At 43.2% G+C, this 15,459-nt stretch carries 14 protein-coding genes; 13 read left to right on the top strand and 1 reads right to left on the bottom strand.

The annotated features are described in order from the left end of the window. The first annotated feature begins 48 nt into the window (after positions 1-48). The 13 genes from AC3WJJ_RS08050 (at position 49) to AC3WJJ_RS07990 (ending at position 14,324) form a co-directional block, all read left to right on the top strand. Entirely contained in the window at positions 49-567 is a 519-nt protein-coding gene (locus AC3WJJ_RS08050) for a PRC-barrel domain-containing protein (RefSeq protein WP_492539455.1), read from the top strand. A gap of 14 nt (positions 568-581) precedes the next feature. Further along, on the top strand, positions 582-791 hold the full coding sequence (locus AC3WJJ_RS08045) for a YrzR-like zinc ribbon domain (protein ID WP_422660218.1): 210 nt from the start codon (positions 582-584) through the stop codon (positions 789-791). Positions 792-982: 191 nt separating this feature from the next. Next, positions 983-2,041 (top strand): AI-2E family transporter, encoded by a 1,059-nt coding sequence (locus AC3WJJ_RS08040; RefSeq protein WP_422661399.1) that lies wholly within the window; start codon positions 983-985, stop codon positions 2,039-2,041. Positions 2,042-2,442: 401 nt separating this feature from the next. Continuing rightward, entirely contained in the window at positions 2,443-5,070 is a 2,628-nt protein-coding gene (gene alaS, locus AC3WJJ_RS08035; protein WP_422660219.1) for an alanine--tRNA ligase, read from the top strand. A 147-nt stretch (positions 5,071-5,217) separates the two neighbouring features. Continuing rightward, positions 5,218-5,478, top strand: coding sequence for an IreB family regulatory phosphoprotein (locus AC3WJJ_RS08030; RefSeq protein WP_422660220.1), 261 nt, complete (start codon positions 5,218-5,220; stop codon positions 5,476-5,478). 10 nt (positions 5,479-5,488) lie between these two features. Next, on the top strand, positions 5,489-5,899 hold the full coding sequence (gene ruvX, locus AC3WJJ_RS08025; protein WP_422660221.1) for a Holliday junction resolvase RuvX: 411 nt from the start codon (positions 5,489-5,491) through the stop codon (positions 5,897-5,899). 18 nt (positions 5,900-5,917) lie between these two features. Beyond that, positions 5,918-6,226 carry a DUF1292 domain-containing protein gene (locus AC3WJJ_RS08020; RefSeq protein ID WP_422660222.1) on the top strand — a complete coding sequence of 103 codons (309 nt, stop codon included), beginning with the start codon at positions 5,918-5,920 and terminating at the stop codon, positions 6,224-6,226. Beyond that, positions 6,219-6,530: a DUF1292 domain-containing protein gene (locus AC3WJJ_RS08015; RefSeq protein ID WP_422660223.1), complete on the top strand. Its 312-nt coding sequence runs from the start codon at positions 6,219-6,221 to the stop codon at positions 6,528-6,530. Before AC3WJJ_RS08020 ends, AC3WJJ_RS08015 begins: the two co-directional genes overlap by 8 nt. Positions 6,531-6,614: 84 nt before the next feature. Beyond that, positions 6,615-7,652 (top strand): endolytic transglycosylase MltG, encoded by a 1,038-nt coding sequence (gene mltG / locus AC3WJJ_RS08010; RefSeq protein ID WP_492539451.1) that lies wholly within the window; start codon positions 6,615-6,617, stop codon positions 7,650-7,652. Between the two features lie 18 nt (positions 7,653-7,670). Next, positions 7,671-8,603 (top strand): peptidase U32 family protein, encoded by a 933-nt coding sequence (locus AC3WJJ_RS08005; RefSeq protein ID WP_492539449.1) that lies wholly within the window; start codon positions 7,671-7,673, stop codon positions 8,601-8,603. 65 nt (positions 8,604-8,668) lie between these two features. Further along, complete coding sequence (locus tag AC3WJJ_RS08000; RefSeq protein WP_492539447.1) at positions 8,669-10,003, top strand: peptidase U32 family protein; 1,335 nt, start codon at positions 8,669-8,671, stop codon at positions 10,001-10,003. A 222-nt stretch (positions 10,004-10,225) separates the two neighbouring features. Beyond that, positions 10,226-12,400, top strand: a complete 2,175-nt coding sequence (locus AC3WJJ_RS07995; protein WP_422660227.1) for a methyl-accepting chemotaxis protein — start codon at positions 10,226-10,228, stop codon at positions 12,398-12,400. 127 nt (positions 12,401-12,527) lie between these two features. Then, positions 12,528-14,324 carry a peptidoglycan D,D-transpeptidase FtsI family protein gene (locus AC3WJJ_RS07990; protein ID WP_492539444.1) on the top strand — a complete coding sequence of 599 codons (1,797 nt, stop codon included), beginning with the start codon at positions 12,528-12,530 and terminating at the stop codon, positions 14,322-14,324. Here the strand turns inward: AC3WJJ_RS07990 and AC3WJJ_RS07985 are convergent. Beyond that, positions 14,279-15,442, bottom strand: coding sequence for an AI-2E family transporter (locus tag AC3WJJ_RS07985; protein ID WP_492539442.1), 1,164 nt, complete (start codon positions 15,440-15,442; stop codon positions 14,279-14,281). The two genes, AC3WJJ_RS07990 and AC3WJJ_RS07985, sit on opposite strands and share 46 nt — an antisense overlap. Between the last annotated feature and the right edge of the window lie 17 nt (positions 15,443-15,459).

Raw genomic sequence — 15,459 nt, 5'->3', positions numbered from 1 at the left:
CCGAGTCGGGCTTCCAAATCATTAAGGATGGGGAGGTGTCCATGCAACATGAAACTTCAAGAAATGATTGGACTGGCTGTATTCGACGTGGAGAATGGCAAAGAAGTTGGCAAGATCCACGATTTTATACTAGATAATTGGTCAATTACCGGACTTGAAATCGAAGGGAAGGCTCTTTTTTCCTCTCATGTGAAAACCGTCGCATGGGAGGATATAGCCGCCTATGGTGAAGATGCGGTAATGATCCGAAGTTTAGAGGTTGTTCAGAAGACGGACCCTGATGATATACCATTTACGTACCTTTTGGGCCGACGGAAATTGAAAGAAATGCAAGTACTTACGGAAGACGGTATTTTGCTCGGACGCATTTCCGATGTTTATTTTGAACAAGAACAGGGCAATACAATACTAGGATTAGAAATTTCCGACGGTTTTGTTTCTGATTTAATAGAAGGTCGCAAATGGCTACCTTGTACAACGGAAATGGTGATCGGAGAAAATGCTGTTATGGTACCTCCGATGAGCGAACAGCGTCTAGAAAAAGCCATTAATTCTGTGAACGGATAGGGTGAAAATAGAATATGAAATGTCCAAATTGTAGTTCCAAAGATATTGGAAAGATCGGTTCCCATCAGTTTTACTGCTGGGGATGCTTTATTGAACTAACGGTCAATGGTGAGAAGATGTCTGTATACCAGGTTGAGGAAGACGGTACACTTAGCTCGCTTGATGATTTGTTCTTCGGTGAAGAATTTCAGCAAGACTTTCCACATTTACACGCATCAACTTAATTTTTGCATACATAGATATGCATTATGAAAAGACCCTCGCTTGAGTCTAATTAGACTCAAGCGAGGGTCTTTTTACACGGATGGATTATGTAAAAATGACGTTATGTTGAAATGTAAGATTAAATTAGTGGGCTCGTACATATACTTATAGGGTAAGCCAGTCCGAAAGGAGAGATTACCCTGTGGAACAGATGACTGCGAATAAGTGGTTCCGCTTCCTGATCTGGCTGCTGCTCGGACTTATTGCCCTCTATTTTGTGTGGCTTTTGCGGCCTTTATTTCTTGATGTTTATCGCTTCTTAAAGGCGGTTTTGGCCCCATTCCTAGTAGCCATGATCATATCTTATGTACTCAACCCCATCGTATGCATGCTCTCAGACCGCAAGGTTCCAAGGAGCATTGCAGTACTGCTTATATACGCCGTCTTCTTAACTTGTCTTGCGGTAATACTGATTAATATGATTCCAATGCTGATTCGGCAGCTTGAGGAACTTAATGAACATCTTCCTGAATTTACGATGCATGCTCAAAGTCTAATGACGAACCTAGATAGTAAATTACTGCCGCCTGGTGTGCGGACGGGGATGAATAGCTGGCTCTTTCACCTGGAAACCAGACTGGCTAATGGAATATCTGGGTTCATGGACAATATCGGAACGACAATCAACATGCTATTCAATGTGTTTATTGTTCCTTTTCTGATCTTCTACATATTAAAAGATTTTGAGGTGTTTCAGCGGACAGCAGTGTCATATCTGCCTCGTAGTCGGCGAAAATCAATCGTCACTTTGCTTAAGGAGATTGATACTGCGCTTGGCAATTATGTTCGGGGACAATTTCTCGTGTGCCTCATCATCGGCGTGTTCGCTTATATCGGATATATACTCATTGGCATGCCTTATGCGCTTCTGTTTGCGAGTGTTGTTGCTGTGTTTAATATTGTGCCTTATCTCGGTCCGTTTCTAGGAGCTGCGCCTGCGCTTCTGATGGCTTCAACAATCTCTTGGAAAATGGTGCTCTTTGTAGGTCTGGTTAATTTAATCTGCCAGCTGCTGGAGAGCAACGTCATTTCTCCTCAAGTGGTGGGAAGGAAGCTGCACCTGCATCCATTACTGATCATATTTGCCTTGCTAGTGGGAGGACAGCTGGCGGGTACAGTTGGCCTGATCTTGGCGGTTCCTGTTTTTGCCGTAATCAAAGTTCTCTTGCAGCATTTTTTTGCTTATTATGTGAGAAGAAAAAGCGGTTGATTTGTAGGATGCTGACATGCATTGACAGATAGTTTAGGCATCGATATACTTGAAAATATTAAAGTCCATAAGAATTGAAATCGATGAGGAAATAAAGTAGGCTAGTGCACCTTTCTCAGAGAACAGGTTCCTTCCGGTAAAGTCTCCTGGATGGCTGTGAGAACCTGAAAGCGTCACGTGCTGAAAATGCTGATTTCCGAGTGTGAGCTAAACTCACCGGGTGGTACCCGTTATATAACCGTTACAAGGCGATCGCCAGATGAGTCAATGTTTCTGACCACATTATGGGCGATAACCAGGGTGGTACCGCGAGAGATTCGTCCCTGATATATTCAGGGGCTTTTTTGTGTTCGGACTTCATTTTAATAAGACCGAACGATACTGAATTGGAGGTTATAATCATGAAAGCTAGTGAAATCCGCTCTAAATGGTTGGAGTTTTTTGCAGAGAAAGGTCACAAGATTGAACCTAGTGCTTCGCTTGTCCCTCATAATGATCCGTCACTCTTATGGATCAATGCAGGTATGGCACCACTGAAAGCTTATTTTGATGGTCGTGTAATGCCTGACAATCCGCGTATCGCGAATTCTCAGAAGTGCATTCGTACGAATGATATTGAAAATGTCGGAAAGACACGTCGTCACCATACATTTTTCGAGATGCTTGGTAATTTCTCAATTGGAGATTACTTCAAAGAAGAGGTTATTACATGGGCGTGGGAGTTCCTGACAGACAAGAAATGGATCGGATTTGATCCAGAACGTCTCTCCGTAACGGTATATCCTGAAGATGAAGAAGCATTTAAGCTTTGGAATGAGAAAATCGGGTTGCCAGAAAGCCGCATTATTAAGCTCGAAGATAACTTTTGGGATATTGGTGAAGGCCCTTGCGGACCTTGTACGGAAATCTTCTATGACCGTGGTGAAGCATATGGTAACGATCCATCTGACCCAGAACTGTATCCAGGTGGCGAGAATGAGCGTTATCTCGAAGTGTGGAATCTTGTATTCTCGCAATTTAACCACAATAAAGATGGCAGTTATACACCGCTTCCTAATAAGAACATTGATACAGGAGCAGGGCTTGAGCGTTTCGCATCGATTTTGCAGAACGTGGATTCCAACTTTGACACAGACTTGTTCCAGCCTCTTATTCAGGAAACAGCTGCCCTTGCTAATGTGAAATACAATGAGAAGCCTGAGTATGATGTAGCATTGAAAGTCATCGCTGACCATATTCGTACCGTTGCTTTTGCTGTTGGAGATGGAGTACTTCCTTCCAATGAAGGCCGTGGTTATGTCATTCGTCGTCTGCTTCGCCGTGCTGTTCGTTATGGTAAAGTGCTTGGGCTTGATAAGCCGTTTATGTATACTCTAACCAAAACCGTTGGCGATATCATGGGCGTGTACTATCCGGAAGTATTAGAGAAGCGCGAATTTATTGAGAAAGTCATCGCTACTGAGGAAGAGCAGTTCCATAAGACGCTCTCTGATGGTCTGAATATTCTTGCAGATATTAGCGCTCAGGCTAAAGAACAAGGTAACACCGAAATTAGCGGCAGTGACGCATTTAAATTGTATGATACTTACGGGTTCCCATTCGATTTAACCGAGGATTATGCTTCAGAACATGGTCTTTCGGTTGACCGTGAAGGTTTTGATGCAGCGATGAAAGAACAGCGTGAACGTGCTCGTGCAGCTCGCCAAGATACTGAAAGTATGAAGGTTCAGGGCGGTGTACTCTCCGATTACACGGTTAAAAGTGAATTTGTTGGATATAATGACATCGTTCAACAATCCAAAATTCTCTCGATTGTTGTGGATGGAGAATTCGTTGACCATGCTGGCGAGGGGCAAACTTGTCAGGTTATATTGGATACCACACCTTTCTATGCAGAGAGTGGTGGACAGGTAAGTGATCAGGGTGTTCTTGAGAGTGACGCTCTGCGTGCTAGGGTTGAAGGATTGTTCAAAGCACCACATGGACAACATGTTCATCTTGTAACGGTGGAGTCTGGCGAACTGAAAGTGAATGATATTGTAAGGGCAGAAGTTGACCGTGAGAAGCGTCTAGATATTATTAAGAACCATACGGCTACACACCTTCTTCATAAAGCACTGAAAGAGGTGCTTGGTGATCATGTTAACCAGGCGGGATCCCTTGTTGAACCACAACGTTTACGGTTTGACTTTTCTCATTTCGGAAGTATCTCACCAGAGGAACTATCTCAGATTGAGCAGCGTGTAAACGAGCAGATTTGGAAAGGGACATCTGTTGTGATCGAGAACAAATCGATCGATGAAGCGAAAGCGATGGGTGCAATGGCTTTGTTTGGTGAAAAATACGGAGACGTTGTGCGCGTTGTACAAGTTGGCGATTACAGCCTAGAGCTCTGTGGTGGCTGCCATGTGGATAATACCTCACAGATCGGTATTTTCAAACTACTTGGCGAGAGTGGAATTGGTTCCGGTGTTCGTCGTATTGAAGCGGTAACGGGTCGTTTCGCCTATGAATTTATGGAAGGACAGCTTGATCTGTTAAGACAATCTGCAGGGCTGCTTAAGAGCAATCTGAATGATGTTCCTAAGCGCATTGAGGCGCTGGCTCAACAGGTGAAGGATCTGGGCCGTGTTAATGAATCTCTACAAGGCAAGCTGAGTGCGATTGAAGCTGGGCAGCTAACAGATCAGGTCGTTATGGCTGGTAATACGAAGCTCTTGGCTGCAGAAGTGCAGGCTGGAAGTATGGATGCTCTCCGTACGGTTGCAGATGAGTTGAAAGGAAAGCTTCCTGAGGCTGTCATCGTACTTGGTGCCGTGTCTGGAGACAAAGTAAACTTTGTTGTTGCTGTGCCACAAGAACTTGTGAAACAAGGCGTTCATGCAGGTAAATTGGTTAAAGAAGTTGCGGCTGTATGTGGTGGTGGCGGTGGTGGCCGTCCAGATATGGCTCAGGCTGGTGGTAAGGATGCTTCCAAAATCAAGGAGGCTCTAAAACGTGCTGAGGAGCTCGTTTCACAAAACGTATAAGTTTAGGGTATTTACTTATAAATATTTCACATCAAATTTCCTTACAGGTTAAGGATTATGTTATGATAGAGATAGATCAAGCTGGTAAATATTTATTCGACGAAGCATGCTATTAAACATGTTCTTCGAAGAAGCGAGGTGTCACACATGGACTCCATGGATAAGACTGTAAAGTTCAATGTAAAAGGTGATGAGAAGGAGGCTTCCGCCCGGGACATAATGCTATCGGTATACGACTCATTGGTTGAGAAAGAGTATAATCCAATCAATCAAATTGTCGGTTATCTGTTGTCCGGGGATCCGGCTTATATACCTCGGCACGACAATGCCAGAAGTTTGATCAGGAAGAAAGAACGAGATGAATTGATTGAAGAACTGGTCCGGTTCTACCTAGCCAGTCACCGTTAGGAGTGCAAGGATGAAGATCATGGGATTAGATTACGGGGATCGTAGAATTGGTGTCGCTCTTAGCGATGTATTCGGATGGACAGCTCAAGGGCTGGAAGTCATTGAACGTCGCCGGGAGGGCATTGAATTCGAGCGGATCGCTGCTCTAGTGAAAGAGCATGAGGTCAGTGAAATAGTGGTCGGTCTGCCCAAAAACATGAACGGCACGATCGGTCCCCGGGGGGAAATCTGCATGGAATTCGCAGGAATACTGCGAGAGTCCCTGTGCTTACCCGTTCACCTTTGGGATGAACGGCTTTCAACCGTATCCGCTGAACGGACGCTGGTGGAGGCCGATGTCAGCCGAAAGAAGCGCAAGCAGGTCGTAGATAAAATGGCTGCAAGCTTGATTTTGCAAAACTACTTGGATTCTAAAAGGTAAAGGTGAGGGTGATAACAGATGGCAAATGAACATATTGGTATGGAAGAAGAACCGGAAATTATTTATATTCCCGACGATGAAGGCAACGAAGAGGAATTTGAAGTCATCATGAAATTCGAGGTTGACGGCTCTGATGCTAAATACATGATGGTCGTGCCTGCGGATTCTGCAGATGAAGAAACAGATGAGGTCTACGCATTCCGTTTTGAAGAAGATGGAGATGACCTGAAGCTATACATGATTGAGGATGACGAAGAATGGAGTATTGTTGAAGAAACTTTCAACACACTCGTAGAGGAGCTTGACGGGAGTAATGGCAATGACTGATTTTTCTGCTGAGCAAGTGGTATGGACCCAGGTGCTGAAAGAAGCTTTCGGCGAGAGTGTTGAACTTCAGGATGAGAAGGGAACCACAATGGTGTACGATATCGCTGCAGAATTCGAAGTGAATGGTCAAGGCTATGCGATCTTAGTACAGCCCGATCGTCAGAATGAGGAGTATGAAGTACTTCGTATTGTGACAGCAGATGACGGCAGTCTGGAGCTAGCGACCATTGACGACGATGAGGAATGGGAGAATGTATCCGAGTTATACGACGAGCTTACATTTCCTGAGGAAGACGAATATTAAGTTCTTTTGTAAGAGATTGAAATTTCAAATGAATGCTGAAAGGGCGGAGCAGTCCGTCCTTTTTGGTTGTGAGGAGATGAATGCGTGAAGAAACTGGCCATAGCGGTGTTGGTATTGATCCTCATTGCTGGCGGAGTAATGTTTTACGCTTGGAATGGCATGAAGCCAGTCGCAAGCTCCGATACGCCTGTCGAGTTTACGATTGAATCTGGCATGAGAACTGTCGAAATTGCCGATCTTCTTGAAGAGAAGGGGCTTATCAAGAATGCCTTGTTGTTTAAAGGATATTTGAAGGTCAAGGGCGAGGGCAGTCGATTTATGGCTGGTATCTACGAGGCAAAACCAGGTGCTACCTACGATCAATTAATTGCGATGCTAAACAATGGGGATGTCAAACCAGAGGAAATGATGCGTTTTACCATTCCGGAAGGATACACGGTCCTGCAGATATCAGAGGTTATTGCCAAGGAAAGTGGTCTAGATGCGAAAGAATTTGTGAAGCTAGCTGATCAAACGACAGGCTGGAATGTCTCCATTGTCAATGAGATTCCGAAGGATATACCACTGAGACATCAACTGGAGGGTTATTTATTCCCTGCAACGTACGAACTGCCTAAAGACAGTACAGAAGAGGATATTATTCAGTTGATGCTAGGTCAAATGGAGAAGAGGCTGAGTGAAATACCAGACTGGGAAAACCTCCTTAAAGAGCGTGGACTGACACTCCATGAGTTGCTTACTGTGGCTTCATTGGTAGAGCGTGAGGTTGTTGCTGAGAAAGAACGAGCACTGGTGGCGGGAGTTATATATAACCGTCTTGGGCAGGACATGAAGCTTGAAATTGATGCAACGGTGCAGTATCTCTTAGATAAGCCAAAGGAACGTCTGCTGTATAAGGATTTAGAAGTAGATAGTCCTTATAATACTTATCGTAATAAGGGACTGCCTCCAGGACCGATCTCGAGTCCAAGTCTAGCTTCGATAGAAGCGGCACTAAGGCCAGAAGAATCGGACTACTTGTTCTATGTGACCAAGAAGGATGGTTCTCAGGAGCACCTGTTTGCTAAAACATATAAAGAGCACTTACAGAACATCGAGAAAAGTAAGAAGATGGCGAAATAGTATTAGGGGGAAATTGTAATGTGTAATAAACCTGAGCTTCTGGTAGCCGCGGGAACTCTGGATGATGTACAAGCTTATCTGGATGCTGGTGCAGATGCGGTATTGGTTGGCGATGACCGATTTGGGATGAGATTGCCTGGTAGCATGACGCTGGAGGATATCCGTAAATCGACTGACTTAGTACATGCTGCTGGTGGAAAAATCTATGTAAGCTTGAACAATCTAATGACCAACGATCTTCTAGAACAATTAACCGAATATGTTAAGATGCTTGGAGAAATCGGAGTGGATGCCGTTGAATTTAATGATCCATCGGTATTATCTGCTGTAAAGTCATTCGCGCCAGGGGTTAAACTTCATTGGAATGCTGAAATGACGTCAACGAACTACTCGACTTCGAATTACTGGGGACGTAAGGGTGCAACTCGTGTCATCTTGGCCCGTGAATTAAATATGGATGAGATTACGGAAATGAAGCCAAACCTAGAGATCGAAGCGCAGGTCCAGGTTCATGGCATGACGAATATTTATCACTCCAAACGCCAGCTGGTTCATAGCTACATGAAGCATCAAGGGCGTCCTGTAACTGAAGGCAGCTTAGGTAAGGAACGAGGTTTATTTCTGATCGAGGCAGAGCGTGCGGATGAAAAATATCCTATATATGAAGATGTGAATGGTACACATATTATGAGTTCAGATGATATTTGTATCCTGGAAGATCTTCATCTATTAATGCAAGCGGGTATCGACAGTTTTAAAGTGGAGACGTTACTTAAGCCACGTCACTACAATGTCGCTGTCATTCGTGCGTATCGTAAAGCGATTGATCTATACGCAGCAGATCCTGAATCTTATGCGTTTAGTGAAGATTGGTTGGATGATATTCGTAAGCTTCAGGATCCGGAAAGAGAGCTTTCATTCGGATTCTTCTATAAAGAACAGGTTTATTAATGGATTAAAGTTTAATAAGAATGAACTTCTTTAGTTCAGTCGGTAAAAACAAGGAGTGAACAAAGATGGCAGCTATGGTTCAGCCAACTTATAAAGGCAAGCGTTATCGCTTGGACAAGCCGGAGCTACTCGCACCGGCAGGTAATTTGGAGAAATTGAAATTCGCTGTGCACTATGGTGCAGATGCCGTTTATATCGGTGGACAAAAATATGGTTTACGTTCGAATGCCGACAACTTCAGCTTTGAAGAAATGAAGGAAGGCGTTGAATTCGCCAATAAGTATGGTGCTAAGGTATTTGTGGCTACGAATATCTATGTCCATAATGAGGATATTGAGGGTATTGAAAATTATCTGCGTAGCCTGCATGAGGCGGGCATCGCTGCTATAATTGCAGCTGATCCTGCAATTATAGAGGTGGCTCAGCGTACAGTACCTGAACTAGAGGTTCATTTGAGCACACAACAATCTACACTGAACTGGCAGGCTGTGAAGTTCTGGAAAGAAGAAGGTCTGCCGCGTGTTGTTCTTGGTCGGGAGACCAGCTTAGAGGAGATAGCTCAGATTAAGAATAACGTGGATATAGAGATTGAGGCTTTTATCCACGGTGCGATGTGCTCTTCCTTTTCCGGACGCTGCGTTCTCTCCAATCACTTTACAGATCGTGACTCCAACCGAGGTGGTTGCTGTCAATCCTGTCGTTGGAAATATGATCTGTTCGAAGATGCAAGGGAAGAAAATTGGGTATCTGAAGAGCAGGTGAAACTTGATTCATCATCGGCAGTACCTAGTCCATTCAAGCCTGGAGTGACACAGATTCCATTGTTCCAGCCTCAGGATAATGCATTTACAATGGGGTCCAAGGATCTATGCATGCTTGAGCATATTCCAGACTTAATTGAAGTGGGTATCGATAGTTTTAAGATCGAAGGACGAATGAAATCTATTCATTATGTTGCAACTGTGGTGAATGTTTATCGTCAAGCGATCGATTCATATATGGCAGATCCCGATAACTATGTCTTGAAACCAGAATGGATCGAGGAGCTTAACAAGGCGGCAAATCGCCCATTGAACACAGGTTTCTTCTATGACACTCCGGATCACGAGGATCATATCTATGAGCCTGAAGATAAAGCAGTTCCTTATGATTTTGCAGGACTGGTCATGGACTACGACGCTACCAAGGGTATGGCTCTAATTCAACAGCGTAATCACTTCGTACCAGACACGGAGATTGAATTCTTCGGACCGGATGGAACTTTCTTTAAGCAGAAGGTTGGTACAATTACAGATGAAGAAGGTCATGTTCTGGATGCTGCTCGTCATCCTTTGCAGTTAGTCTGGATAAAGGTAGATCAGCCCGTTAAGCATTTTGATATGATGCGTAAACGTAAATAATAATTCCCCACTTGTGGATTAGGTCGAAAAGCCTAATATTATATGTTTCAACCTTTCATCAAAAGGAATCTAAACCCTGTTCGGGATTGGATTCCTTTTTTTGTGACAATGAAACTAGGTCGTTTGAATTATTTTTTTAAAAAAACCCAAAGGAAATCATACCCATATGTCGAAATAAGAAGTAATGGATTTAAAAAATGATTTGTGGTGGGTGAACAGCAAATGAGTGAGGTTGAAGAGAAAGAGAAAAAGTCTAAGAAAGATAAGAAAGCGAAAGTAGATAGTAATAGATCAAAAGGGTTTACATTCGGTTCGAAAGGGGCGCCTAACGGGTCATCCAAATGGGCTGAAAGGGTTCAAGCAGCGAAGTCAATGAAGATTAATCCTGCTAACTCGGTCGGTATACGATTGTTTTTAATCTTCTTTGTAGCCATTGTTACATTTGTTGTTGTCTTAGGATTGATGTCATACAGCAAAGCCAAGGATACAATTAAAAAGAATGCTGCTAACGCTAATCAGCAGACTATCATCCAGACGTCCGAGAAGATCAATATTATTCTAGATAAGTATGAGAATCTAGGAAGACAAATTTTCTATGAAAAAGAGCTTCAGAGGCTTCTAACGAATTATACAAGTAATAAGTTGAGCGATTATGATCGATTTGCAACAGACAAGGAAATCCGAGACAAATTAGCAGGTCATATTACGACGGATGCAAATATTAAGGCTATTTACATCATTCCGCCTAAGAAAGATACGATGATTGTAACAGGAAATACATCTAAAGATTTAGAGGAAGTACTCTCTAAACCGTGGATGGTTAACGTTAAAAAGGGTGCAAAATCTTACTGGGTTCCAACTGAAGTGGACCAATCGGCTACTTATTTCTCGATTGCTCGTTCACTTAGTTCGATGAACAACTTGAATGATACGTATACATTTATTATTGAACTTAATGCTTCGGTAATTAATACCCATCTGCGAGGCATTAATCTTGGATCGGAAGGTCAACTTCAGCTAATTTCGAAGGAAGGCTCGATAATAGCTGCTAATGACTCCAAATTGGACGGCACAGAGTCCAGTATGACATTCATGAAGAACGAGCCGGCAGAGAACAAAACGGGAAGTTTGACTCCTAAGGATGCCAGCGGAAAAGATATACTTGCTGTATACAACACTCTCTCACTGAATGATTGGAGATTGGTCGGTACAATTCAGACAGAGGAACTAACGAAGGATGCAGATGGTATCCTAACTATTACACTGTGGGCAGCGATTGCTGACGCTGTGATTGCTGTCTTGATTGGTATATGGATGGTTCGTATGATTGCTCGTCCAATCGGCAAGCTGAATTTGCTTATGAAAGAAGGGGCAAAGGGGAACCTCAATGTACGTACATCACATCATTCCAAGGATGAAATTGGCCAGTTATCGGCCAGCTTCAATGAAATGATGGAACAAATTACAGGGCTTGTTCAACAGACAAACAATACTGCTCAGGAAGTATTAAACACCGCTTCAGAGCTGAGTGATGCTTCTAAGAAAACAGCATTATCAGCGAAGGAAATTGCTGTTGCTACAGAGGAAATAGCGAATGGAGCTAGCAGCTTGGCTGTTGAAGCCGAGCGTGGTAGCGATCTTACTGGGAATATATCAAAGCAGATGCAAATTGTTGTGACAGCTAATGATGAGATGGGTGTATCCGCTCGTCATGTTGAAAGTTCAAGCGAACGAGGTACGAAACATTTGAACAATCTATTGGACAAGACACATCAGACTGAGGATATGACTCGTGCAATGATGCGTAAGGTTGATGGATTGAAGGAAACGACTTCTTCTGTAGTAAAGGTACTGGATGTATTGCAGAATATTACGAAACAGACGAATATTCTATCACTGAATGCTACAATTGAAGCTGCTAGAGCAGGTGCTGCAGGACGCGGATTCATGGTCGTTGCTGATGAGATACGTCAATTGGCTGACCAATCTCGTCAATCCATTGATATGGTAAGCCAGATAACAGATCGCATTATGAACGAAATGAATGAAACTGTACAGGTGCTGGTCGATGCGAATCCATTGTTTAAAGCTCAAATGGATTCCGTTAAGGAAACAAATGATATTTTTGATTCTGTTCAGCAGCAGATGGGCGAGTTTATAGAGAAGCTTGATTTCGTAACACAGTCCATTGAAGGGTTGAATCAATCGCAGAATGTACTTTCTGAGGCAATGGGGAACGTTAGCGCTGTTGCAGAAGAATCGTCAGCCACATCTGAAGAGGTTGCATCGTTAAGTAATGAACAGCAGAGTGTGAGCAATCAGCTCGTTAATCTGTCCAGCAAGCTTGAGAATGTTTCGAATGAATTGAAAGCAACACTTTCTCGATTCACTTTATAGTCCTAATCTAAGAACTTGTTTCTCCCGAGGGAGAAGCAAGTTTTTTTATGATGTCTCAGAAGCACACGATTGTGATCATGTTCGAGGGGGAATGATAATAGTTAAAGATTGAAGAGGAGGCATTAACATGCAGGTTAACCAGCAGAGAAAATGGCATAAACGAATATTTATTGGATGGATAATCCTCACTATGTTAATTGCCATATTAGTCTTCAGGTTAGCATGGGTTCAACTGGTGATGAAGAATCAAAAACCTCCTGGAAGCAAACATACCTTACTTGAAACTTCTCTCTTGCAACGTGAACGGGGTCTCGTTTTAGATACAGGAAGAGGGCATTTTTTGGACCGTAATGGGATACCTTTGACGGGTAAATTAATCTGGTCTGCAGTTTTATTTCCCTTTGGAAAAGGAAATGAGGTAACACGGAATGATTCTATGTTGAGAGTGGCACATATACTAAAAACAGATCAAGCAGATTTAAAGAAAATTTGGACGGGTTTGAAAGAACCAATGCTATGGCATGACCGAAGAGCATCCATTCCACTTGCACTGGATTCAGAACAGATTAAGGAAATATCTGCATTGAACTTTGCAAGTATTCAAGTGTTACCATACGAACAAAGATACGGTGACCAAGATTCGGGTATGCAGTGGCTTGGCTATATATCGGGACAACGACAAGAGAATATGTTCTATCGCGAGTATGAGGGGGTAAAAGGAACAAGCGGACTCGAGAGGACGCTGGATACTCTTCTTCAAGGAATGGGTCCAACCGTTGTTTATTTTCCTGTAGATGGACGAAATCAAATAAACCAAGAGATGAAGCCAATGGTGAAAGCAGAGAGCAATCCATACTATCCTTTGAAGATTACAACAACGGTGGATTATGAGCTTCAGAAAAGAATTGAGAAACTCACAGAACAAGCTGGCATGAAAGAAGGGGCTGTTGTAGTGCTAGATGCTCATAACAGTGATGTCTTGGCTATGGTGTCTCGCCCCTTTTATAACCCAGAGAAGATACATCCACAGGTCGGGGAATGGGAGAATAAAGCGCTGAAGGGGGCAAGCCCTGGATCGATTTTCAAGATTGTAACGGCAGCAGCTGCTTTAGATAATAACTTATTGTCAAGTAAGGAGACCTTTCACTGTAGCGGTGAGTACGGTAAGTATGGGTTGTCCTGTTGGAAGAAAGGCGGGCATGGCACCATTACTGTACATCAGGGGTTTGCTGATTCTTGTAACATTGTATTCGCCAGTTTAGCTGAACGACTCACTTCAGGACAGATCACTGATACAGCAATAAAACTCGGGCTAGGAAGAACGATTGGATGGCAGGCACAGAATATATTAGGCCTTCCGGTGTTGAAGCCATTTGATCATGAAGAGAGTGGAGCTATTTTCTCCAATAATATGGATCCAGCCGACTCAGGTGCCAGAGTGCAGACGGCCATAGGCCAAAGAGATACGGCGGTTACACCGCTACAGGCAGCGAATTTGATTGTAACACTCCTTCATCATGGTGAGATCATTCGGCCACGAATTATACGTCAAATATCTTATGCGAACGGACAAAATGCACAGACTTTAGATCCTATGCGTGGGACAACACATGAAGGAGTTATTTCCCGGGAAACCGCTCGGACCCTTCTAACTTGGATGGAGGAAGTCGTTCTTAACGGTACAGGACGTGGACTTCAACATACAATATGGAAAGTAGCAGGGAAATCAGGTACTGCTGAGACATTAAAAAAAGGCCGCCCCCGAAACAATCAATGGTTCGTGGGATACGGCCCCGTACAAAAACCTCGTTATGCAGTATCAGTACTTGTTGAAAACGTGACTCCAAACAGTAAGCATGACGCCACGAAATTGTTTGGTCAGGTCATGGATTTGTTAGCTTCACTTGAATCTGATGAAGGCTGATCTGTCTTCGGGCCCATCTCAAAAGGAGACACGTCGAACTCTTCCTTTGGAAGCGTTATCCACCGCTGAAGGTAACCTTGTTGTAGTAGTTCTTTCAGCAGGATCATAAGAATCGGTGATAGGATTAGACCTGCCACTCCAAATATGGATAGCGAAATGATCATGAAGGATAACATTAAATAGGCTGAGGAAACACCGATCGATTCTCCTGTTATCTTCGGCTCTAGTAATTGACGGGTTACCATCACGACCGCAAGTAGGAGGATGAGTCCGACCGCAAGGCTCGCATTTCCAATAACAAAGAGATAAATGATCCACGGGATAAAAATAACTGGAACGCCGAGAAGCGGCAGAATATCAAAGGCTGCACTAATAAGTGCTAGTGATAACGCATTTCCTGTTCCAAGAATAAGCAGTCCTATGTACACCAGTACAAATGTAATGCTAACCAGCTTTAATTGTGCTTTCAAATATGAGCCGATTGCAGTAAACACATGATTTTTCAAAAAGAGAAATGCTTCTTTTAAGGTACGTGGCGTCTTTTCTTTGGCGAACTTACGCCAGCTTCCAATTTCAGAACTAAGGAAAAAGGCAAGAATAATCGCTACACCAAAGTTGGTTATAAAGGTTGTGAAAGAACCCATGAACCCAATAATGTAGTGGAGAAAACTTCCGAGCACTGTCTGCGCAAAATTCGTAATATCTTGGAAATACCCATTCAACCTTGCAGTCATGTCAGGAGGCAGGGCATCCAATTTAATCTGTAAATAACTAGTTAAAGATGCGAACTGTTCTTGAAGGGTCTCTGTGTAATAGGGGAGATTATCCTGCAATTGCATGAATTGTGACACAATAAGCGCTCCTGCACCGAATAAAACACCTAAAATGATTAACAAAAATAGTAAGACTGCGATAGCTGCAGCGAATGTCTTAGGTAGACCACGACGGTGGAAAAAAAGGGCGATTGGTTCAATAAGAAAGAATACAAGGAAGGATAAAAATACGGGAGCTGCTATCTGATATAACTTGCTGAAGGCATACATAACTAGGTATACCGTCAGCACAATCATTGCGATATCGAAGAATGTTCTCCAATATTTTTTGTACAGGGGAAGCATAGGATTTGATCGGCTCC

The sequence above is a fragment of the Paenibacillus sp. FW507-14B1B genome (assembly GCF_058781425.1).
This window is presented reverse-complemented; position numbering and strand designations above follow the sequence as displayed.

Bases quoted from the DNA above. Each gene is read 5' to 3' on its own strand.
- AC3WJJ_RS07990 (WP_492539444.1), top strand. From the start codon at position 12,528: ATGCAGGTTAACCAGCAGAGAAAATGGCATAAACGAATATTTATTGGA.
- alaS (WP_422660219.1), top strand. From the start codon at position 2,443: ATGAAAGCTAGTGAAATCCGCTCTAAATGGTTGGAGTTTTTTGCAGAG.
- AC3WJJ_RS08050 (WP_492539455.1), top strand. From the start codon at position 49: ATGAAACTTCAAGAAATGATTGGACTGGCTGTATTCGACGTGGAGAAT.
- AC3WJJ_RS08015 (WP_422660223.1), top strand. From the start codon at position 6,219: ATGACTGATTTTTCTGCTGAGCAAGTGGTATGGACCCAGGTGCTGAAA.
- AC3WJJ_RS08020 (WP_422660222.1), top strand. From the start codon at position 5,918: ATGGCAAATGAACATATTGGTATGGAAGAAGAACCGGAAATTATTTAT.
- AC3WJJ_RS07995 (WP_422660227.1), top strand. From the start codon at position 10,226: ATGAGTGAGGTTGAAGAGAAAGAGAAAAAGTCTAAGAAAGATAAGAAA.
- AC3WJJ_RS08000 (WP_492539447.1), top strand. From the start codon at position 8,669: ATGGCAGCTATGGTTCAGCCAACTTATAAAGGCAAGCGTTATCGCTTG.
- AC3WJJ_RS07985 (WP_492539442.1), bottom strand. From the start codon at position 15,442: ATGCTTCCCCTGTACAAAAAATATTGGAGAACATTCTTCGATATCGCA.
- AC3WJJ_RS08045 (WP_422660218.1), top strand. From the start codon at position 582: ATGAAATGTCCAAATTGTAGTTCCAAAGATATTGGAAAGATCGGTTCC.
- AC3WJJ_RS08030 (WP_422660220.1), top strand. From the start codon at position 5,218: ATGGACTCCATGGATAAGACTGTAAAGTTCAATGTAAAAGGTGATGAG.
- AC3WJJ_RS08040 (WP_422661399.1), top strand. From the start codon at position 983: ATGACTGCGAATAAGTGGTTCCGCTTCCTGATCTGGCTGCTGCTCGGA.
- ruvX (WP_422660221.1), top strand. From the start codon at position 5,489: ATGAAGATCATGGGATTAGATTACGGGGATCGTAGAATTGGTGTCGCT.
- AC3WJJ_RS08005 (WP_492539449.1), top strand. From the start codon at position 7,671: ATGTGTAATAAACCTGAGCTTCTGGTAGCCGCGGGAACTCTGGATGAT.